Annotated in this window: 19 protein-coding genes and 1 tRNA gene; 14 read left to right on the top strand and 6 right to left on the bottom strand. The window is 72.0% G+C overall.

The window, feature by feature from the left end; all coding sequences use genetic code 11:
* The first annotated feature begins 211 nt into the window (after positions 1-211).
* From ACZ53N_RS14340 to ACZ53N_RS14355, 4 genes are all read left to right on the top strand, one after another.
* Positions 212-349, top strand: a complete 138-nt coding sequence (locus ACZ53N_RS14340; RefSeq protein WP_169435287.1) for a hypothetical protein — start codon at positions 212-214, stop codon at positions 347-349.
* Between the two features lie 14 nt (positions 350-363).
* Positions 364-1,551, top strand: a complete 1,188-nt coding sequence (locus ACZ53N_RS14345; RefSeq protein ID WP_469141160.1) for a JmjC domain-containing protein — start codon at positions 364-366, stop codon at positions 1,549-1,551.
* Complete coding sequence (locus ACZ53N_RS14350; RefSeq protein WP_469141161.1) at positions 1,548-2,453, top strand: aldo/keto reductase; 906 nt, start codon at positions 1,548-1,550, stop codon at positions 2,451-2,453. The genes ACZ53N_RS14345 and ACZ53N_RS14350 overlap by 4 nt, the downstream gene beginning before the upstream one ends.
* Before the next feature lie 184 nt (positions 2,454-2,637).
* Positions 2,638-3,288: a hypothetical protein gene (locus ACZ53N_RS14355; RefSeq protein ID WP_469141162.1), complete on the top strand. Its 651-nt coding sequence runs from the start codon at positions 2,638-2,640 to the stop codon at positions 3,286-3,288.
* A 75-nt stretch (positions 3,289-3,363) separates the two neighbouring features.
* Here ACZ53N_RS14355 and ACZ53N_RS14360 read toward each other — a convergent pair.
* Positions 3,364-3,451: transfer RNA gene (locus tag ACZ53N_RS14360), tRNA-Leu, on the bottom strand.
* A 223-nt stretch (positions 3,452-3,674) separates the two neighbouring features.
* Here ACZ53N_RS14360 and ACZ53N_RS14365 point away from each other — a divergent pair.
* The 3 genes from ACZ53N_RS14365 (at position 3,675) to ACZ53N_RS14375 (ending at position 6,366) form a co-directional block, all read left to right on the top strand.
* Positions 3,675-5,009: a M20/M25/M40 family metallo-hydrolase gene (locus ACZ53N_RS14365; RefSeq protein WP_209514409.1), complete on the top strand. Its 1,335-nt coding sequence runs from the start codon at positions 3,675-3,677 to the stop codon at positions 5,007-5,009.
* Positions 5,010-5,152: 143 nt separating this feature from the next.
* A complete protein-coding gene (locus tag ACZ53N_RS14370) occupies positions 5,153-5,386 on the top strand; it encodes a chaplin (RefSeq protein ID WP_370418568.1) in 234 nt (77 codons plus the stop codon).
* Positions 5,387-5,523: 137 nt separating this feature from the next.
* The gene (locus ACZ53N_RS14375) at positions 5,524-6,366 is read left to right on the top strand and encodes a chaplin (RefSeq protein WP_469141163.1); all 843 of its coding nucleotides are present in this window, start codon (positions 5,524-5,526) and stop codon (positions 6,364-6,366) included.
* Positions 6,367-6,465: 99 nt separating this feature from the next.
* On the opposite strand, the gene ACZ53N_RS14380 is transcribed toward ACZ53N_RS14375, so the two are convergent.
* Complete coding sequence (locus ACZ53N_RS14380) at positions 6,466-6,654, bottom strand: DUF5703 family protein (RefSeq protein ID WP_106678739.1); 189 nt, start codon at positions 6,652-6,654, stop codon at positions 6,466-6,468.
* Positions 6,655-6,701: 47 nt separating this feature from the next.
* On the opposite strand from ACZ53N_RS14380, the gene ACZ53N_RS14385 reads away from it, so the two are divergent.
* Complete coding sequence (locus ACZ53N_RS14385; protein ID WP_469141164.1) at positions 6,702-7,433, top strand: hypothetical protein; 732 nt, start codon at positions 6,702-6,704, stop codon at positions 7,431-7,433.
* An 86-nt stretch (positions 7,434-7,519) separates the two neighbouring features.
* On the opposite strand, the gene ACZ53N_RS14390 is transcribed toward ACZ53N_RS14385, so the two are convergent.
* Together ACZ53N_RS14390 and ACZ53N_RS14395 are read right to left on the bottom strand one after the other, a co-directional pair.
* On the bottom strand, positions 7,520-9,853 hold the full coding sequence (locus ACZ53N_RS14390) for a helix-hairpin-helix domain-containing protein (protein ID WP_469141165.1): 2,334 nt from the start codon (positions 9,851-9,853) through the stop codon (positions 7,520-7,522).
* Positions 9,850-10,833 (bottom strand): aldo/keto reductase, encoded by a 984-nt coding sequence (locus ACZ53N_RS14395; RefSeq protein WP_469141166.1) that lies wholly within the window; start codon positions 10,831-10,833, stop codon positions 9,850-9,852. The genes ACZ53N_RS14390 and ACZ53N_RS14395 overlap by 4 nt, the downstream gene beginning before the upstream one ends.
* A 165-nt stretch (positions 10,834-10,998) precedes the next feature.
* Between ACZ53N_RS14395 and ACZ53N_RS14400 the strand changes: the two genes are divergently transcribed.
* Positions 10,999-12,048 (top strand): LLM class F420-dependent oxidoreductase, encoded by a 1,050-nt coding sequence (locus ACZ53N_RS14400; protein WP_469141226.1) that lies wholly within the window; start codon positions 10,999-11,001, stop codon positions 12,046-12,048.
* A gap of 457 nt (positions 12,049-12,505) precedes the next feature.
* Positions 12,506-13,294 (top strand): ferritin-like domain-containing protein, encoded by a 789-nt coding sequence (locus ACZ53N_RS14405; protein WP_469141167.1) that lies wholly within the window; start codon positions 12,506-12,508, stop codon positions 13,292-13,294.
* A gap of 36 nt (positions 13,295-13,330) precedes the next feature.
* Here the strand turns inward: ACZ53N_RS14405 and ACZ53N_RS14410 are convergent, their stop codons facing one another.
* A complete protein-coding gene (locus ACZ53N_RS14410) occupies positions 13,331-14,323 on the bottom strand; it encodes a magnesium and cobalt transport protein CorA (RefSeq protein WP_469141168.1) in 993 nt (330 codons plus the stop codon).
* A gap of 73 nt (positions 14,324-14,396) precedes the next feature.
* On the opposite strand from ACZ53N_RS14410, the gene ACZ53N_RS14415 reads away from it, so the two are divergent.
* From ACZ53N_RS14415 to mshC, 4 genes are all read left to right on the top strand, one after another.
* Positions 14,397-15,092 carry a histidine phosphatase family protein gene (locus ACZ53N_RS14415; RefSeq protein WP_469141169.1) on the top strand — a complete coding sequence of 232 codons (696 nt, stop codon included), beginning with the start codon at positions 14,397-14,399 and terminating at the stop codon, positions 15,090-15,092.
* Between the two features lie 155 nt (positions 15,093-15,247).
* Positions 15,248-15,838, top strand: a complete 591-nt coding sequence (locus ACZ53N_RS14420) for a DUF3090 domain-containing protein (RefSeq protein ID WP_130877003.1) — start codon at positions 15,248-15,250, stop codon at positions 15,836-15,838.
* The gene (locus tag ACZ53N_RS14425; RefSeq protein ID WP_469141170.1) at positions 15,802-16,635 is read left to right on the top strand and encodes an SCO1664 family protein; all 834 of its coding nucleotides are present in this window, start codon (positions 15,802-15,804) and stop codon (positions 16,633-16,635) included. The genes ACZ53N_RS14420 and ACZ53N_RS14425 overlap by 37 nt, the downstream gene beginning before the upstream one ends.
* Positions 16,636-16,741: 106 nt before the next feature.
* Complete coding sequence (gene mshC / locus ACZ53N_RS14430) at positions 16,742-17,971, top strand: cysteine--1-D-myo-inosityl 2-amino-2-deoxy-alpha-D-glucopyranoside ligase (RefSeq protein WP_469141171.1); 1,230 nt, start codon at positions 16,742-16,744, stop codon at positions 17,969-17,971.
* Positions 17,972-18,151: 180 nt separating this feature from the next.
* On the opposite strand, the gene ACZ53N_RS14435 is transcribed toward mshC, so the two are convergent.
* The gene (locus ACZ53N_RS14435) at positions 18,152-19,204 is read right to left on the bottom strand and encodes a PAC2 family protein (RefSeq protein WP_469141172.1); all 1,053 of its coding nucleotides are present in this window, start codon (positions 19,202-19,204) and stop codon (positions 18,152-18,154) included.
* Positions 19,205-19,210 lie beyond the last annotated feature (6 nt).

The raw sequence follows: 19,210 nt of genomic DNA on the forward strand, positions 1-19,210 counted from the left end.
GCCAGGGTCGGCGTGATGTCCGGCTTAGGGCGGTGGGTCCTTCGGCACTTCGGCCGGTACGCGGGTCCGCTCTACCTGGCGATGGTCCTCGGCAGCGTGGCTCTGGTTCTCGCCGGAACCCTGGCGACCCGGTAACCGCCGCACTCGCCGCTGTCCCCTTTGCTTCCTGCCGGATTCCCGGCGGGAGTTCCCGAGAAGAGAGGTAAGTCCGATGGTGGAAGAGAACACCGGTTCGGTCGCCCCCGAGGGGGGTGGCCTGCTCGTTGCGAAGCGGAAGATCGTGGCCGCGCGCACCCGTGCCGAGCAGGAGTCGGACGTCAGCAGTGGCCGTTCCGACGGCAACGACTAGCGGGGTTGCCCACGATGCTTGATGCAGCCTCGTGGGCGGGGCGTCTGGGCGGGGACGCGTTCCTCGCCCAGACGTACCACCGCTCATACGCGCACTTCCCCGGCACCGCCGACACAGCGGGCCTGTTCTCCTGGGGCGACCTGAACCGGATCATCGCCACTCAACGGCTGGAGCCGCCCCGGCTGCGCCTGTCGGCTGACGGCGAGATGGTGCCCATTCACCGCTACGCGATCCCGACCACGAACCGCCGCGCGGTCACCTGGTCCCGCATCCAGCCGGCCGACTTCCACGCCCAGCTCAAAGACGGGGCGTCGCTGGTCCTCGATGCGGTCGAGAAGATCCACCCCGCTGTGGGCGTGGCCGCTGAGGGGCTGGAACGCTTCCTCGGAACTTCCGTCCAGGCCAACGTGTACGCGTCGTGGACCGACCGTGAGGGCTTCGGCCTGCACTGGGACGATCACGATGTCGTCGTGGTGCAGGTGCATGGCTCGAAGCGGTGGCGCTTGTACGGGACGACCCGAGAGGCACCCACCTTCCGGGACGTGGAGTCGCCGGAGAAGCCCGAGGGTGACCCGGTGGCGGACATCGTCCTTGCTCCCGGTGATGTGCTCTACCTGCCGCGCGGCTGGTGGCATGCGGTCACCGCCGATCAAGGGACAGAGTCCCTACACCTGACGTTCGGCATGGTCCCGCACACGGGCGCTGACCTCATGCTCTGGGTCGTGGATCAGCTTCGGTCATCCCTCGCGCTACGCAGGGACATCCCGCGCTTCGCCTCCCTGCCGGAACAGTCGGACTTCATCGACGCCATGCGTCGTGAGGTGCTGGACATGATGGCGGACCCTCGCTTGGTGGAGCGGTGGGCGGAGTCGATCGACACGACCGACCTGGGGCACGCGATTCCCTCGCTGCCGTACGTGGACGGACTCCCCGCACGGCGAGAGATCACGGTCAAGCTGACCGCCCCGAGGGGCCGCCTGACGGCGAACCGCGCACATGGCACGGTCACCTTCTCGGCAGCCGGTACGGCCTGGGACTTCGCAGAGTCCGCCGCGCCCGCCCTCGGCACCCTGTTGACCAATCAGCCGACCACGCTCGGCGAACTCGCCGACTCCGCAGGACTGGAGGTCAAGGACGTGGCCGAACTGGTCTCCGCCCTCATCGAGGGTCAAGCCGTTGCGGTCGTAGGGACTGGCCTGTGACGGCGGCCCTGGCCCTGGGAACCTACCGGGTGCGTGCCGTGAGTCAGGCGGCGCGCACTGCCATGGCCGCCGGTAGTCCCTGGGTGGACACAGCGCCCAACTACGCGCACGGCCGGGCACATGAGGAATTGGGTCCGGTCCTTGGGGAGTACCCGACTGTTCGGGTAGCGACGAAGACGGGGTTCCTCACTGGGGAACAAGGCCGTGCTGCCCAAGCCGATGGCGTGCTCCCTCGGGAAGAGACGCTCGGCGGGCACAGCCTTGCCCCTGGCTTCGTCCGCTGGCAGACAGAGCGCTCGTTGGCCGTGCTCGGCCGCGTGGACTTGGTGTTCGTCCACAACCCGGAACACGACGGGCACGGCCTTGACCGTGCGGCTCTGCACTGGCGTGTGCGGGACGCCTTCACGGTGCTGGAAGAGTTCGCCCGTGCGGGCCGGATCGGCGGGTACGGCGTCGCCACATGGTCCGGACTGCGCTCCGGAGCGTTCAGCGTGCCCGAACTTCTCGCGCTGGCACGAGAGGCGGCGGGTTCCGCCGAGCATCACTTCACGGGATTGCAGATGCCCGTGAGCCTGATCATGGACGACCCCATCACGCAGGCACTCAACGGCGGTGGGCCGCTGGTGCAAGCGAAGGACGCCGGGCTGATCACCTTCGGCTCCGCACCTCTGCACGGTGGAGAACTGCTGGATGCCATGACACCCGACCTGGTGAACTTCATCTGCCCCGGCCTGTCGGCCGCAGCCGCTGCCCTGCTGACTGCTGGATCGTGCCCCGGCCTCGATGTCGTCCTGACCTCCGCGAGCACCCGCGAACACTGGAACGATGCGGCAAAGGCTCTGGCTGCGCCGCTGACAGCGCAGGAACTGAGGAGGGTGACCGATGAACTCGCCGCCGAGTGAGGACGTACAAACCCTGATGGAGGCCGCTCACGCCCGAGCGGCCAAGGCTCTGGGTCTCACGTGCTCGGGTCCGCTGGCATGGGGGTTCCTCGGCGTCACCCTCGGACGCCGGGCAGGGGACCGGTGGCTCCGGGTGGGCCGGACCGCCGAGAGGAACGCGGGCAGGAAGCGGGGGGAGGGCGTCGTGGGGGCATCCCTGCTGGTGCCTGACGCCGTCCCACGCCCGCGCCTGTACGAGGTGTACGACTGGACTGACGGGGAGTGGGCCTTCGAGGCGGAAGTCCTGGACTACGTGACGCAACCCGTCGTGTCCCCGCATCGAGCCGACATCGACATCGACCCGGGACTGCCGGATGAGTGGTGGACGGACCTTCGCCAAGCCCTTGACCTGCTTGCTGAAGCCGAGGGGGCGAAGGCCACCGTCCGGGATGGCTGGATCGAACGGGCCTTCCCTCAGTTCCTCGGCGTCCCGGCTCCCGCCAAGGTGGAGCGGGTGACCGGTCACGGTGACCTGCACTGGGGCAACCTCACGACCATGCCCCTGACCCTGCTGGACTGGGAACGGTGGGGGCTGGTGCCCTACGGGTACGACGCGGGTCTGCTCCATGCCAACAGCCTGCTCGTTCCCGATGTGGCGGACCGTGTCCGGCTGGAGTTCGCTTCGGTCCTGGACTCCCCGGCCGGCCGAGTCGGAGAGCTCGCGGCCTTGGCGGAGATGCTGCAAGCCGTAGCCCGTGGCTGGTATCCCGAACTCGCGCCCCGCCTGATTGCCCGAGCGGAGGCACTCACAGGAGTGCGGCCGCCCGTTCCTGTGCACTCCGAGGTGAGCGCCTGACCGCGCCCCTACGCACCCGTGCCGATCGACCGGCCGCAAAAACCAAAAAACCCCAGCTGAGCTGGGGTTTTTTACTGGTGTCCGAGGGGGGACTTGAACCCCCACGCCCGATAAAGGGCACTAGCACCTCAAGCTAGCGCGTCTGCCATTCCGCCACCCGGACAAGGTGTCTGTCTTCGGGGCCGCTGCCCTTCCGACAGGGAAAACAATAGCAAACATCCAGGGGTGCTCGATCACCCGGCCGGGCGCCCCGGGGACTCGTGACGGGCGTGTGTCGGCAGCATTGCGGCCTTGGGCTGTGCGGGTGGGAGAGAGAGGATGGCCGTGGACCCACGCCGGGGCCGCCGGGCTGCGGCGGCCCCGGCGGCGAACCACGAGGAGGCAGCGTGAGCGAGTCGAAGCCGGGCCGTAGCGGAACGGGCCCGAGCGCCGAGGACGAGGTCGTCGACCTCTGTCGTGATCTGATCCGGATCGACACCAGCAATTACGGCGACCACTCCGGCCCCGGCGAGCGCGCCGCCGCCGAGTACGTCGCCGAGAAGCTCGCCGAGGTCGGGCTCGAACCCCAGATCTTCGAGTCCCACAAGGGGCGGGCCTCGACGGTGGCGCGGATCGAGGGCGAGGACCCCTCCCGGCCCGCGCTGCTGATCCACGGCCACACCGATGTCGTGCCCGCCGACGCCGACGACTGGACCCACCACCCCTTCGCGGGCGAGATCGCGGACGGCTGCCTGTGGGGACGCGGCGCGGTCGACATGAAGGACATGGACGCGATGACGCTCGCCGTCGTCCGCGACCGGATGCGCTCCGGCCGCAAGCCGCCGCGCGACGTCGTCCTCGCCTTCCTCGCCGACGAGGAGGCCGGTGGCACCTACGGCGCCCGCTTCCTGGTGGACAAGCACCCCGGGCTCTTCGACGGGGTGACCGAGGCGATCAGCGAGGTCGGCGGCTTCTCCTTCACCGTCAACGAGAATCTGCGGCTGTATCTGGTGGAGACCGCCCAGAAGGGCATGCACTGGATGCGGCTCACGGTGGAGGGCACCGCCGGGCACGGTTCCATGACCAACACCGACAACGCGATCACGGAGCTGTGCGAGGCGGTCGGCCGGCTCGGCCGGCACCGGTTCCCGGTCCGGGTGACCAAGACCGTACGGTCCTTCCTCGACGAGTTGTCCGACGCGCTCGGCACCCCGCTCGACCCCGAGGACATGGAAGCCACCCTCGCCAAGCTCGGCGGCATCGCGAAGCTCATCGGGGCGACCCTGCGCAACACCGCCGCCCCGACGATGCTCGGCGCGGGGTACAAGGTCAATGTGATCCCGGGGCAGGCGACGGCTCACGTCGACGGCCGCTTCCTGCCGGGCTACGAGGAGGAGTTCCTCGCCGACCTCGACCGGATCCTCGGGCCAAAGGTCAAGCGCGAGGACGTTCATGCCGACAAGGCGCTGGAGACCTCCTTCGACGGCGACCTCGTCGACGCCATGCAGACGGCGCTCAGGGCCGAGGACCCGATCGCGCGCGCCGTGCCGTACATGCTCTCGGGCGGCACCGACGCCAAGTCCTTCGACGACCTGGGCATCCGCGGCTTCGGGTTCGCGCCGCTCAAGCTGCCGCCGGAGCTGGACTTCGCCGGGATGTTCCACGGTGTGGACGAGCGAGTGCCGCTCGACGGACTGAAGTTCGGCGCGCGGGTGCTCGACCGGTTCCTGGACGAGGCCTGAGCATTTCGTCAACTTGTGCGCTTCCGTCGCGCACTTAACCGGAAAGAGTGAATGGCCAAAGCATCACGTAGCTCGCCCACCTCCTCGTCGTTACATCTATGCGGTCCGCGGCTGGGACCGCATTGCCAACAAGGAGGAACCCCATGCTCAAGAAGGTTGTCGCTGCTGCGGCTGCCACCAGTGGTCTCGTGCTCGCCGGCGCGGGTGTGGCCGCTGCGAACTCGGGCGCCCAGGGAGCTGCCGTCAACTCGCCCGGCATTGCTTCCGGCAATGTCGTCCAGGTGCCGGTCGCGGTGCCGGTCAACGCCTGTGGCAACACGCTCAATGTTGTCGGGCTGCTGAACCCCACCTTCGGTAACACCTGCGTCAACTACTGACGTTGTTCCTCAGCCCGTAAGGGTGTGAATCAAGGCGGCCCCGGAGTGCGCGCCATGCGCTCCGGGGTCGCTGGGCATTCGGCGCACGGCCGACTCGGCCGTGCGCATTCCGCTTGGTAGAAGCAGAAGGAATAGCTATGCGACAGGTCGCCAAGAAGGGCTTGCTCACAGCAGCGGCGGCAAGCGGCGTACTCGCCGTGACCAGCGGCTACGCCGCACACGCGGACTCGGGTGCCATGGGCACCGCCGCGCACTCCCCGGGCGTCGCGTCCGGCAACACCGTCCAGGTCCCGGTGCACGTGCCGGTCAACGCCTGTGGCAACACGGTGAACGTGGTCGGGCTGCTCAACCCCGCCTCGGGCAACAAGTGCGCCAACGTGTCCGGCGGCCACGGCAAGGGCCACGGCAACCACGGCAACGGCCACGGCAACCAGGGCCACGGGAACGGCCACGGCCACGGCGGTCACGGGGCCGACGGGAAGAGCGTCGGTTCGCCGGGCGTCGGGTCCGGCAACACCGTCCAGGTCCCGGTGCAGGTGCCGGTCAACGCGTGCGGGAACAGCGTCGACGTCGTCGGCATCGGCAACCCCGCCACCGGCAACGAGTGCGTCAACAACGGCCCCTCCCGTGGCCACGGCCCGCAGGGCCCGGGCCACAAGCCGCCGCACGAGCGGCCCGGCCACCCGGCCCCGCACGAGCCCCCGGCGAAGCACAACCCGCCCGCCGAGAAGCCCGGTCACAAGCCCCCGGCGAAGCACACCCCGTCGGAGGAGAAGCCCGGCCACAAGCCGGCCGATCACGCCAAGCCGCCCACCGAGGTGAAGGCCGCCCACCGGGAGGAGGCCTCCTCCTTCCCGGTGGCCAAGGCCAGCGAGCTCGCGCACACCGGTGCGGGCCAGCTCGGCATCGCGGTCCCGGCCGTGGGTCTCCTGCTCGGCGGCGCGGTGCTCTACCGCCGCGCGCGTGCCGCGCAGGGCTGAATCACACCGCTTGATCCCGGACGGCACTAGTCCGGGACCGGCAGCCAGGCCGACAGCACGGAGCGGCCCCCGCAGTCGCGGGCCCCGCTCCGTACGCTTTCACCACGTGGCACGCACCTGGCGGATGATCCGACGCCGCAGCCGCACCCGGCGGCTGCCGTCGGGATAAAGACGCAGTCGGTCCAACTCCCAGTGTCCGTACTCGGCATGGTCGGTCAGCAAGCGAGTGGCTGCTCCTCGAGAGACCCCTCGAGGCACATACACATCACAGAATTCGTATTCCGGCATCGCATCTATTGTGCGGGAACGGGCTCGGTGCGGATAGCGTCTGCACTATGTCTGATGCTGCGCAGCCAACCGCTGCCGAGGTACGCGCCGCCGCCGAGGCGGTCAAAGCCGCGCTGGACCGCCACCTCGATGCCGTCGAACACCGGTCCGGGGCGACCGATCCGGCTGTCTACGCCGCGTTCAACGAGCTGGCCGCGACAGCCGAGGCGTACGACGAGCTGTTGTACGACGCCTATGACGAGGTCACGCCCTTCGAGATCCCCGGTGACGACACGCTGCCCGCCTACGCCGGGCCCGAGGAGCCCAGCGCGCTCAGTGTGCTGATCCGCAGGGACTACGCGGTGGTCGAACCACACCGGCTCCTCGCCCAGGCCCAGCGCGTCGCCGACCTCGATCCCGACATCGACGCGCCCCCGGGCGCGCCGGGGAACGCGGCGGACCTCGTCGGCAGCAGCGTCCATGCCGCCCTCGGGGTGCTCTTCGGAGAGTACGAACCGGACGAGATCGCATCCCGGCACAAGGAGTTCGGCCTGGAGGAAGGCGACTCCACCCTGTGGGTGGCGGCGGCCGACGACCCGGCCGAGCCCGGCGAATGGTTGTCCGCCCCCTTCGAGCAGGCCGATCCGCAGCGGGTCATCTGCCGCTTCGACGTCAGCGCGGTCTTCGACGAGGAACTCGACCTCGACGAGGACGGTGACGACGAGGACGGCGACGAGGGTGCCCCGGACGGTGCCGAGCAGCAGGGCGGGGACGCCAGGCCCCCGGGCCCCGGGCACTGAGGACCGTTCGCGTTCGAGGTCGGTGACCCCGGGGACCTCGGGCCGGGGCGCGGGCGGCGGCCCGCCCCGGGGTCACCCCTCAGCGCTCACACCTCGGACTGGGGTGCCCGCAGCAGGGACCGCAGCCGGGTGGTCCGCTCCTTCGCCGGGAACTCGGCCACCGCGCGGGGCAGCGCCTGGTCCACGCCGTGCACGACCGACAGATGCCGCTCGCCCCGGCTGAACGCGGTGTAGATCCACGACCTCGTCAGCTCCTGGGCGGCGTCGCCGGGCAGCACCACCACGGCCGCCGGCCAGCGCGTACCGGCCGCCTGGTGCGCGGTGACGGCCCAGCCGTGCCGCACCATCTCGCCCACCCGCTCGGGCGGCACGACGACGGGCGAGCCCGCACAGTCCAGCCGGAGCCCCGCCGCGTCCGCGGAGACGACCGTGCCGGGGACCATGCGGCCCGGCGCGGGCACATAGGCGACCCGGTCGCCCGGGTCGAAGCCGCCGAACCGGCCCGGCCCGGGGTTGAGCCGCTCCTTCAGCGCCGTGTTGAGCGCCCGGGTGCCGACGGCACCGCCGTGGCCCGGGGTGATCACCTGGGTGTGCTCGGCGGGCACGCCGATGGCGCGCGGCACCGAGTCCGCGACGAGCTGCACCGTGCGGTGCACGGCCTCGCCCGCGTCCCGGACCGGGACGATCACGACCTCCTTGCCGGGGGCGTCCACCGTGGTGAGCTCACCGACCCCGATGCCCGACACCAGCTCGCCGATCGGGCCCGCGTCCGGGGTGCGCGAGACGACCGCGGGGCAGGCCCGCGCGGCCACCACGTCCGCGAAGACCCGGCCCGGGCCGGCCGACCACAGCACGCCGGGGTCACCGCTCAACACCAGCCGGGTGCCGTCCGTCAGCGACTCCACCAGCATCGCCGCCGTCTCCACGTCCAGCTGCGGTGCGTCCAGCACGGCCAGCACATCGAGCGCGAGGGCGCCTTCCGCGTCCCGACCGGGGCCCTCCTGACCGGACAGCAGCCCGGTGACGGTGACCGCGTCGGGGTCGCCGAGCGCGACGAGGCGCCGCTTGCCGTCCTCGGTGTGCGCGGCGGCGCAGGCCCGCAGCCCCAGGGCACGGGCCGCGAGGACGAGGGCGAGGGGCTCCGCGCGGGCCGCCTCGCCACCGCTGTGCGTCACCAGCCCGGAGGCCGCGACGGCACGGATCAGCTCCGCGGCGGAGGGGGAGGGCGCGGCGGCAGCGGCGGCCTCCCAGTCGGGCGCGTGGGAATCAGCGACCGCACCGGAGCCCGCTTCGGCATTCTCGGATGCCGTGTCGGACGCCGCCGGGCTGCCGTCGGTACCGCTGTCGGCGGGGGAGCCGGCGCCGGAGTCGGCTCCGGCCTCCTGCCCGTCCCCACCGCCCTCCGCGACCGCCTCGGCATCCGCGGCCGCGTGCGCCGTCTCCGTGCCCAAGGTGCTGATCAGCCGGGCGAGTCCGTCGGCCAGGCTCTCCTCCGCCATCGCGTAGCGGTCAAGTCCCAGCAGCAGGCGGACCGGGACCTCCGCCTCCGAGCCGTCCGGCTCGGGGCGGGCCGCACCCGGGGTCTCCAGGGCCTCCTGGAACACCAGCACCGAGCCCTCCGCGAGCGCGCTCTGCAGCGCCTCGTCCGGCTCCGGCACCGACTGCTTGCCGAGCGCGGTGCGCAGCACCGATGCCTCCAGCACGGTGTGCCCGGCCAGCGCGGCGCGCTCCAGCAGCCAGCCGACGAGGGCCTGGCCCCGGCGCTCGTCACCCGGACCGCATTCGGGGCCCAGCAGGGCCCGGGCGAAGCCGTCCGCCTGCTCCGGGCGCACGCCCGGGACGGCCAGCAAGTGCCAGGGGTCGTCGCGCAGGGCCTCGGCGGCCTGCTCCCCGAGCACGCCGACCACCTGCTCGGCCAGCGTCTGGGGGGCGCCGCCCGCGGTGAGCACCTGCCGTACGCCGTCGAGCCCTTCGGCGCTGACGGGCGGGGCCGGGCGCGGGGGAGCGGGGGCCGCGGCCGCCGTCGGCGCGGGTGCCCGCTCCGGCCGGGGGGCAGCACCGCTCCCGGGCGCCGGCGCGGCGGCGGGACGCCTGCCGCCGGACGGTCCGGTGAAGAACGACGCCGCCGGGCGCTCCCCGCTCTCCACGGCCCGCACCGCCGCCGCCAGCGCCTCAGCGGCGGCGGACCGGCTGCCGCCGCCACCCGAGGCGGGGGCCCCGGTCCCGGCCGCCGGAGCCGGCCGCTCCTTCGGGGTCCGTTCCTCCCGCACGCCGTCCTCGGCCTCAGGACCGTCGCCGTCCGCCCCGGACCCGGTGTCGTCGGCGGCGTCGGCCGGCTCGCTCGGCTCGGCCGGGGCGGCCTCCTCGGGGGAGGGCGCGGACGCGTCCTCTACGGCGAGGGGGTCGCGGTCGGTACTCACAGCGTGCTCCAGTCCTGATCGGGATAGCGGTGCACGGGCGCCGACACATCGTCGAGCGCCTGGCAGATCTCGTCTGGAAGAGTAAGGCTCTCCACTGACAACGCGGCTGCGAGCTGCGTCGCGTTCCGCGCGCCGACGATCGGGGCGACCACGCCGGGGCGGTCGCGCACCCACGCGAGAGCCACCTGCAAGGGGGTCGCGGCGAGCCCGTGGGCGGCCGTGGTGACGGCGTCGACGACGCGGGTGGCGTCGGCGTCCAGATAGGGCTCGACGAAGGGGGCGAGGTGGTCGGAGGCCCCCCGCGAGTCGGTGGGCGTCCCGTGGCGGTACTTGCCCGTCAGCACGCCCCGGCCGAGCGGCGAGGACGGCAGCACCCCGATGCCCAGGTCGAGCGCCGCGGGCAGCACTTCGCGCTCGATGCCGCGCTGCAGCAGCGAGTACTCCATCTGTGTGCTGGCCAGCCGGGTCCGGGTGCCCGGCCCGGCGAGCTGCCAGGTGGCGGCCTTGGCGAGCTGCCAACCGCAGAAGTTGGACACCCCGGCATAGCGGGCCCGGCCGCTGCCGACCGCTATGTCGAGCGCCTGCAGGGTCTCCTCGATCGGGGTGAACGGGTCGAAGGCGTGGATCTGCCACACGTCGACGTAGTCCGTGCCGAGCCGCGTCAGCGAGGCGTCGAGCGCGGAGAGCAGATGGCCCCGCGAGCCGTCGAAGCGCCGCTCGGGGTCCGGGACGCTGCCCGCCTTGGTCGCGACGACCAGGTCGCGGCGCGGCACGAGGTCCTCCATCAGCCGGCCGAGGAGGTACTCCGCGCCGCCGTCCGCGTAGACGTCGGCGGTGTCGACGAGGGTGCCGCCCGCTTCCCAGAACACCTTGAGCTGCTCGGCGGCGTCGAGTTCGCCGGTGTCCCGGGCCCAGGTGAGGGTGCCGAGCCCGAGCCTCGATACCCGCAGTCCCGTGCGGCCGAGATGCCTTAACTCCATGAGCGCTGAGGTTACTGGCCGCGGCCGGAGCCGTGGCCGCCTGTGGACAGCCGGCCACGGACAGCCGCCTGTGGACAACGTGCCGATGACGTACCCCAGGTCGGCGCGCTACAGTCCCCGGAACAACGACGTTACTGATCAGTAAGGGGCGCCCGCATGGGTCGGATGAGGCTCGGAATCAACCTCGGCTACTGGGGAGCCGGGATGGACGCGGACAACCTCGCGGTCGCCCGCGAGGCCGACCGGCTGGGTTACGCGGTCTGCTGGGCGGCCGAGGCGTACGGCTCCGACGCGCCCACCGTGCTCTCCTGGGTCGCGGCGCAGACCGAACGGATCGACGTCGGGTCGGCGATCTTCCAGATCCCGGCGCGTACGCCCACCATGACGGCCATGACGGCCGCGACCCTCGACTCGCTCTCCGGCGGCCGGTTCCGCCTCGGCCTCGGCGTCTCCGGCCCGCAGGTCTCCGAGGGCTGGTACGGCGTGAAGTTCGACAAGCCGCTCGCCCGCACCCGTGAGTACGTCGAGATCATCCGCAAGGCCATGTCCCGCGAGCGCGTCGCCCACGACGGCGAGCACTGGACGCTGCCGCTGCCCGGCGGCCCGGGCAAGCCCATCAAGCTCACCGTCCACCCGGTGCGCGAGCACATCCCGCTCTACATCGCGGCCATCGGCCCGAAGAACCTGGAGCAGACCGGCGAGATCGCCGATGGCGCCCTCGCCGTCTTCTTCGCCCCCGAGCACGCCGAGGAGACCACCCTGGGCGCCCTGCGGGCCGGCCGCGCCAAGGCGGGCAAGGACCTCGACGGCTTCGACCTCGTGCCGACCGTGCCCATGGCCGTCGGCGACGACGTCAACGCCCTCGCGGACCTCTTCCGCCCGTACACCGCCCTCTACGTCGGCGGCATGGGCAGCGCCAAGCAGAACTTCTACAACAAGCTCGCCCAGCGCATGGGGTACGAGAAGGCGGCCGCCGAGATCCAGGAGAAGTACCTCGCCGGGGACAAGGCGGGCGCCGCGGCCGCGGTGCCGCGCGAGCTGATCGACTCCACCACCCTGATCGGCCCGGTGGAGCGCGTCGCCGACCGGATGCAGGCCTACGCGGAGGCCGGGGTCACCACGCTGTCGCTGGCCCCCGCCGGGTTCACCCTGGACGAGCGGATCGCGAGCCTGCGGGCCGGCGTCGACGCCCTGGAGCGGGCCGGCCTCGCCTAGGCCTGTCCGGCGGATCCTCGGGCGCACCTCCGCTGCGCGGCGGTGTCCTCAATCTCCCCCAGCTACCGCTGGGAGGTGCCGCCGACGGGCTGGTCTTGGCTGACCTCAGCTGACTTCAGCCCGTCCGGCGATTGAGGACGCGCCCGCAGGGCGCTCACCGCCGCAGGCGGAACAGCGGGCAGTCGAAGGTCCGCCGGTCAGGCGAGAGGCGGCAACGACGGGCCCGCAGCGAAATCCTCGGCCGTGGTGGGGGCTCGGGGTGCCTTCCCCGCCACGGCCGTCACCGAGGACAACGCCCCGTACGGCCCCGTGGTTACGCACCGCGGGCCGTACGTCGTGCCTTCGTCGTTCCCCACGTCGTCCGGCATTCGGCCGAGCGCGCGGCCCCAGCGTTTGCCGCGCCCCCACCGGGACAGTTGACTTTGCCTTCGGGACGTCGTCCACGGAGGTGGCAGTCATGCTCTCGGCCAGAAGCGTGTTCCAGGAGATCCTCGACAACGACGAGTCGTACCGGCTCTTCTGCTCCATCGCCGCCGGCGGCGAGTCGCAGGGCGGCTGGGAGAACGGCCGGATCGCCGCGCTGGTGCCACCCGAGCAGCAGGCGCTCGCGCCCAAGATCGCCAGGCACGGCGCCGACGAGGACAAGCACGGCCGGATCTTCCTCGCCCTCCTCCACAAACGGGGACTGGAGCCGGTGCCGGTCCCGCCGGAGACCGATTACACGGCCATCCTCGAACGCCGGGGCATCGGGCTTCCGCACACCAAGCTGCGCGCCGACACCCCGCTCACCGAGCGGGACATCGTCGCCTACCTCGCGCACAGCCGGGTCACCGAGCAACGCGCCTCCGACCAGATGGGCATGCTCACCAAGCACTTCGGCGAGCATCCCGAGATCGGCAGGGCGATCAAGATGATCTGTCACGACGAGGCCAATCACCTCGCCTACTGCCACGAGGAGCTGCTGCGGCTCGCCGCCGAGGGACACGGCCGGACGATCCTGTCGACCCTCCAGGAGAGCGCGCTCGCCGAGATCGTGGTCTACCGGGACGTCAGCCTCGCGGTGATGGGCCACATGGGCCGCATCCTGCGCTGGCCGAAGGCCAAGTCCGCGGCGCTCACGGCGGGCATTCGCGCCATGCACGGGTACGAGCGGCTCGGCGGCTGGCGGCGGATGGTCGGTCTGCGAATGCCCGACCGCCTCGACGCGCTGCGCGGCCCCACCGACCCCGCCCCCGAGTTCGCCTGACCCGCCGCCGCGCCCCGCCTGCCCGGCGCCGCGCCCTCAGAGCCAGCCGCGCCGCTTGAAGAGCCGGTGCAGCAGGAACTCCAGCACGGCCAACAGGACCAGCACCGCGGGATACCCCCAGGGCTGGCGCAACTCCGGCATGTGGTCGAAGTTCATCCCGTACACCCCGGCGATCATCGTCGGCAGGGCCGCCATGGCCGCCCACGCCGAGATCTTGCGCATGTCGTCGTTCTGCTGGACGCCGGTCTGCGCGAGATGGGCCGACAGGATGTCCGAAAGCAGACGGTCCAGTCCCTCCGCGGACTCGTTCGCCCGGGTCAGATGATCACTCACATCCCGGAAGAACGGCTGGGATCCGCTGACCACGAACGGCAGCCGCGCCTCCGCGAGCCGGGTCATCGGCTCGGCCAGCGGGACCGTCGCCCGCCGGAACTCCACGACCTGCCGCTTGAAGGCGTAGATCCGCGAGGCGGTGTTCCTGTTGTCCCCGCCGACCGGCGCGAACACCTCCGCCTCCAGCTCCTCCAGGTCCACCTGGAGCGCCGCCGCCACGTCGATGTAGTGGTCCACGACCGCGTCGCTCACCGCGTACATCACCGACGTCGGGCCGTGCTTGAGCACCTCCGGCTCGTGCTCCAGCCGCTGCCGCACCCGCGCGAGCGGGCTGCCCTCGCCGTGCCGGACCGAGACGACGAAGCAGTCGCCGACGAACAGCATCAGCTCACCGGTGGTGACCGTGCCCGCCGCGTCGTCGTAGGTGGTGGGCTTGAGCACCATGAACAGCGAGTCGTCGTACACCTCCAGCTTCGGCCGCTGGTGCGCGTTGAGCGCGTCCTCGACGGCCAGCGGGTGCAGCTCGAACTCGTTCGTCACCAGGTCGAACTCGTCCTCCGTGGGCTCGTACAGCCCGACCCACACGAAGGAGTGCCCCTTGGCCCGCGCCTCCCGCAGCGCGACCGAGAGGTCGGCGGGGCCCTCCGTGCGGCGCCCGTCCCGGTAAATGCCGACGTCGACGATCACGACAGGCATTCTTCCGCCAATCCGCCCGCAGCGCACCGGAGGGACGCGTGGGGCGCCCGGTTACGGACGTAGGCTGGTCGTCATGCCCACGCTGATCCTGCTCCGGCACGGCCGGTCCACCGCCAACACCGGGGGAGTGCTCGCCGGGTGGACCCCCGGGGTCGCCCTCGACGAGCGCGGCGCCGGCCAGGCGGCCGCCCTCCCCGCCCGGCTCCGCGCCGTGCCGCTCGCCGCCGCCGTCGCCAGCCCGCTCCAGCGCTGCCAGGAGACCCTGGCACCGCTGCTCGCCGCGCGGCCGGAGGTGCCGTCGCACACCGACGAGCGGATCGGCGAATGCCACTACGGCGACTGGTCGGGCCGCAAGCTCGCCGAACTGCACGAGGAACCGCTGATGGCGGTCGTGCAGCAGCACCCGTCCGCCGCCGCCTTCCCCGGCGGGGAGTCCGTACGCGCCATGCAGGCGCGGGCGCTGGACGCGGTCCGCGACTGGAACGAGCGGATCGAGCGGGAGCACGGCCCGGACGCCGTCTATCTCATGTGCACGCACGGTGACATCATCAAGGCGCTCGTCGCCGACGCCCTCGGTCTCCATCTCGACCTCTTCCAGCGGATCGCCGTCGACCCCTGCTCGGTCACGGCCATCCGCTACACCCGGCTGCGGCCGTATCTGGCGCGTCTCGGCGACACCGGTGACCTGGCCGATCTCGCCCCGAGCGGGCAGCCGCCGACGGAGCGCGAGGGGGACGCGGCCGTCGGGGGTGGTGCGGGAGCACCGTGATCGTCGTGCGCAGTAGGGTGGTGAGGCGGGGGTGCCCGCCTCGCTGCCGGTGATCGCCTCGCCGGAGCGGGCCGCACCGAACCGCGCATGACTCGCACCGACCCTTCCCGAGCCGCACAGCCACTCCGACCACCCGAACCAAATGGAGCAGGACGTTGTCCCGTCAGGTGTTCCTCTATGACCCGCCGGACCGATTCGTCGCCGGCACGGTCGGGCTGCCGGGCCGCCGCATTTTCTTCCTCCAGGCCTCGGCGGCCGGCCGGACCACCAGCGTCATGCTGGAGAAGACCCAGGTGGAGGCGCTCGCCGAGCGCATCGACGAATTGCTGGACGAGGTGGTCAGGCGCACCGGGGGCAATGCCCCCGTGCCGGCCGTGGCCCCCGCCGAACTGGCCGACACCGCCCCCCTGGACACCCCCGTGGAGGAGGAGTTCCGGGTCGGCACCATGGCGTTGGCCTGGGACGGCGAGCACGAGCGGATGGTGGTGGAGGCGCAGGCCCTTGTCGAGCTGGCGGCGGACACCGAGGAAGACCTCGCCGAGGCCGAGGAGCGGTTGCTCAAGGACGAGGCGAACGGGCCGCCGATGCTGCGGGTGCGGCTGACCGGCACCATGGCCCGCGCGTTCGCCAAGCGTGCCCTCGAAGTCGTCAACGCCGGCCGCCCGCCGTGCCCGCTGTGCAGCCTGCCGCTCGACCCGGAGGGACACGTATGTCCGCGCCAGAACGGATACCGCCGCGGAGCGTGACCCCGCACGAGCTGCTGGCACTGGGCGAGCTGACGGTCCGCGGCCGGGTCCGCGAGGCGTCCAACGCCGTCCTGTACTGCACGGTCGCCTACGAGGGCGTCACCGCCTCCTGTGTCTACAAGCCGGTCGCCGGTGAGCGCCCGCTGTGGGACTTCCCCGACGGGACGCTGGCGCAGCGCGAGGTGGCGGCGTACGAACTCTCCGAGGCCATGGGCTGGGGACTGATCCCGCCGACGGTGCTGCGCGACGGCCCGTACGGCGAGGGCATGTGCCAGCTGTGGATCGAGGGCCCGGACGCGGAGGAGGCCGCCGGCCCGGAGCTGCTGGCGCTTGTCGAGGGCGAGGAACCCGGCCCGGGCTGGAAGGCCGTCGGCTTCGCGGACGTGGGGGAGGACCGTACCGCGCTGCTGGTGCACGCCGACGACGTGCGGCTGCGGCGGCTGGCCGTGCTCGACGCGGTGATCAACAACGGTGACCGCAAGGGCGGCCATCTGCTGCCCGCGGCCGACGGGCGGCTGTACGCGATCGACCACGGCGTGACCTTCAACGCCGACGACAAGCTGCGCACCCTGCTGTGGGGCTGGGCCGGCGAGCCGCTGCCCGAGGAGGCGCTGGAGGCCCTACGGCGACTTTCGGCCGATCTGGCCGAGGGGCGCCCGCTCACCGCCCGACTGGCCGAGCTGATCACCCCTGCCGAGATCGAGGCGCTGCGGGAGCGTGTCGCGGATCTCCTGCGGACCGGACGGCACCGCGAACCCAGTGGTCAGTGGCCCGCCATCCCCTGGCCGCCGGTCTGACACGGCCCGCCGGAACGGAATGGCCGAGACCGCGCAAGAGCCTGACTTCGGCCAAGATCCGAGTCCGGTTCGTATCCGGAACATGCGTCCGGTTAGGCTTCAGGACATGCATGCCTGGCCCGCTTCTGAGGTACCCGCCCTGCCTGGCAGTGGCCGCGACCTCCGGATCCACGACACCGCGACCGGCGAGCGAGTGACCCTCGCCCCCGGTCCCGTCGCCCGTATCTATGTCTGCGGCATCACGCCGTACGACGCCACCCACATGGGGCACGCGGCGACCTACAACGCGTTCGACCTCGTGCAGCGCGTGTGGCTCGACACCAAGCGGCAGGTCCACTACGTCCAGAACGTCACCGACGTCGACGACCCGCTGCTCGAGCGGGCCATCGCCAACGGCGTCGACTGGACCGCGCTCGCCGAGAGTGAGACCGCCCTCTTCCGCGAGGACATGACCGCGCTGCGGCTGCTCCCGCCGCGCCACTACGTGGGCGCCGTGGAGTCGATACCGAAGATCGTTCCCCTGGTGGAGCGGCTGCGCGACGCCGGAGCCGCCTACGAGCTCGAAGGCGACACCTACTTCTCCGTCGAGTCCGACAGCCACTTCGGCGAGATCTCCGGCCTCGACGCGGAGGCGATGCGTCTGCTGTCCGCCGAGCGTGGCGGCGACCCGGACCGCCCCGGCAAGAAGAACCCCCTCGACCCCATGCTGTGGATGGCCGCCCGCCCGGGCGAGCCCAGCTGGGACGGCGCCTCCCTCGGCCCCGGCCGCCCGGGCTGGCACATCGAGTGCGTCGCGATCGCCCTCGAGCACTTCGGCATGGGCTTCGACGTCCAGGGCGGCGGCAGCGACCTCGTCTTCCCGCACCACGAGATGGGCGCCTCGCACGCCCAGGCGCTCACCGGCGAGCACCCGTTCGCCAAGACGTACGTCCACGCGGGCATGGTCGCCCTGAACGGCCAGAAGATGTCGAAGTCCAAGGGCAACCTGGTCTTCGTCTCCCGGCTGCGCCGCGACGGCGTCGACCCGGCCGCCATCCGGCTCGCTCTGCTCGCGCACCACTACCGGGCCGACTGGGAGTGGACCGACGACGTCCTGACCGAGGCCGTCGAGCGTCTCGGCCGCTGGCGCGCGGCCGTCTCGCGCCCGGACGGACCGTCCGCCGACGCCCTGGTCGAGGAGATCCGCGACGCCCTCGCGGACGACCTCGACGCCCCGGCCGCGCTCGCCGCGGTCGACCGCTGGGCCGCCGCCCAGGCCGCCGACGGCGGTACGGACGAGGGCGCGCCCGGCCTCGTCTCCCGGGCCGTCGACGCACTGCTCGGCGTGGCCCTGTGACGGGCTGACCCCGCACGTCCCCCAGGAGGGTGCTCCCCGGCTCGGACAGCCGGGGAGCACCCTTCTTCGTCCTCGCCACCGAAGACTCCTGAGACGACAGCGCCCGGGACGCCCGCGTCGGTCGCGGTCGTCCCGGGCGCTGTCGCGTCCCCGTCTCGTGGAGGAGCCTCCAGGAGACGGTCAGTCCTTGCCGTCCGGCCCCTTGTCGTTCGGCCCCTCGGGGGCCGGTCCGGTGCCGGGGTCCTCCTCGGACGCCGGTGACTGCGACCCGTCCTTGGGCTGTGGCTTCGGCGGCCGCGTACGGCCGCTGGAGGTGTCGCGGAGGTACGAGGAGTCCCGGCCGTCGGCCACCCCGGGGTCGGTCCCGAGGCCGGGCTGGCCCGGACCCGGCTGGCCGTCGCGGCGCCGCAGATAGCGCTCGAACTCCCGGGCGATGGCCTCGCCGGAGGCCTCCGGCAGCTCGGCGGTGTCCCGCGCCTCCTCCAGCGACTGGACGTACTCCGCGACCTCGCTGTCCTCCGCCGCCAGCTGGTCCACGCCCAGCTGCCAGGCCCGCGCGTCCTCCGGCAGGTCACCGAGCGGAATCCGCAGATTGACCAGGTCCTCCAGGCGGTTGAGGAGCGCCAGCGTCGCCTTCGGGTTCGGCGGCTGCGAGACATAGTGCGGCACGGCCGCCCACAGGCTCACCGTCGGGATGCCCGCGTGCGTGCAGGCCTCCTGGAGAATGCCGACGATGCCGGTCGGGCCCTCGTAGCGGGACTCCTCCAGATCCATGGTGCGCGCCAGGTCCGGGTCGGAGGTGACGCCGCTGACCGGCACGGGCCGGGTGTGCGGGGTGTCACCGAGCAGCGAGCCCAGGATCACGACCATCTCCACCCCCAACTCGTGGGCGAAGCCGAGGATCTCGTTGCAGAACGAGCGCCAGCGCATGCTCGGCTCGATGCCCCGGACCAGGACCAGGTCGCGCGGTGTCGCCCCGCCCGTGCGCACCACGGAGAGCCGGGTGGTCGGCCAGGTGACCTTGCGGACCCCGCCGTCCAGCCACACCGTGGGCCGGTTGACCTGGAAGTCGTAGTAGTCCTCGGCGTCGAGCGCCCCGAAGACCTCGCCCTTCCACTCGCGGTCGAGGTGCGCGACCGCGCTGGAGGCGGCGTCCCCGGCGTCGTTCCACCCCTCGAAGGCACAGATCATGACCGGGTCGATCAGCTCGGGAACCCCCTCAAGCTCGATCACCCAGCG

It is taken from the genome of Streptomyces sp. NPDC033229, from assembly GCF_055576875.1.